This window comes from Stenotrophomonas sp. 05L414_2, from assembly GCF_056397905.1.
The window spans coordinates 1-1,160 of record NZ_JBFTOJ010000326.1 but is presented as its reverse complement, the minus strand read 5'-3'; the positions used below and the strand labels follow the sequence as shown (position 1 = coordinate 1,160).

Below are 1,160 nucleotides of genomic sequence, written 5' to 3'. Positions count from 1 at the left end.
ACATATCATGCTTGGGTAGTGGTAATTGGTGCGAGCTTTGCCTTTGTTGCAGCAACTAAATCATCTAGTTGTAGGTGGACTTGCATGCCGATTTTTCCGGCACTCACAATAATCTTTCCTTGCTCTTGAGCTGACGCATCAATGACAGTAGGATAAAGCTTCTTCATGCCGACCGGAGAGCATCCGCCTCGTACATAGCCTGTGTAGCCGAGCAACTCCTTGACAGGGAGCATGTCGATTTTCTTCTCTCCTATAACCTTTGCAGCAGCTTTTAAATCAAGCTCTTCTGCTACAGGAATAACAAATACAAAAAGCTTTTGTGCACTTGCCTTTGCTACTAATGTTTTGAAAACACGAGAAACCGGGTGACCAATTTTTTCAGCAACCGATATTCCGTCAACTTGGCCGTCACCTGTTTCATATTCAATTACTTCGAACTGAATTTTTTGTTGCTCCAATAATCTTATAGCATTCGTTTTCGCATGCTTCGCCTTAGCCATATTAAAAAACTCCCATCTGCAGCATTAGGCTATCATGGAGAACATAGGGTCATTTCCTGGTCGATAGCCGTCTTTCGCCATTTGAATATGAGTGGTATATTTTTCAGACGCATATTTAAATGTTCGCGCCTTATATGCCTCTGCATAACTCTTACCGAAAATTGTATCTGCAAATGGATTTAATTTCAATTCCTTCGAAAAACGTTCTGGCACTTTAACTTCAATTACTTCACGAACAAAAGCAGGCTCATCGAGTTCACTTTTATCTAGCTCTTGGCCATTTAATTGTGCTTGCATTTGCTGTATTTGATCATTTGCACTTGACGCTATACGTAAATCCTGTGGTGAAGATTGCGTGGGTGCTAGCGCTGTATTCCTCACCTGCTCTAAAATTTGTAACGTCTCTTCATCTACATGCTCTAGCTGTGAATTCTCAAGAGCTTCAGTTTTTTGCGTTTGCTCATGAGCGAGCACATTCTTTTTAGTTTGTTGTAAATCTTCAATAATTGCTTGCTGTTGAGGCGTGATTTCGTTGGATTCCTCTTTTTGTTGCTCATAGAGTTCTTGATCTGTATGCCCTAAAAGTAAATTTTCTAGCTCAAGCAATAACGGATTTTTCTTTGGCTGAAAATACAGTGAGTTTTTTCGATATGCATCACC

General features: G+C 40.4%; 2 protein-coding genes. Both read right to left on the bottom strand.

The genetic code is table 11. The annotated features are described in order from the left end of the window. Nucleotides 1–5: 5 nt before the first annotated feature. The gene (gene ybaK, locus AC1DJN_RS22040) at nucleotides 6–500 is read right to left on the bottom strand and encodes a Cys-tRNA(Pro) deacylase (RefSeq protein WP_477351586.1); all 495 of its coding nucleotides are present in this window, start codon (nucleotides 498–500) and stop codon (nucleotides 6–8) included. A gap of 24 nt (nucleotides 501–524) precedes the next feature. After that, nucleotides 525–1,160: hypothetical protein (locus AC1DJN_RS22035; RefSeq protein ID WP_478040296.1), on the bottom strand; the 636-nt coding region annotated here is incomplete at its 5' end.

Coding starts and splice junctions, on each gene's coding strand:
- ybaK (WP_477351586.1), bottom strand. CDS start 500: ATGGCTAAGGCGAAGCATGCGAAAACGAATGCTATAAGATTATTGGAG.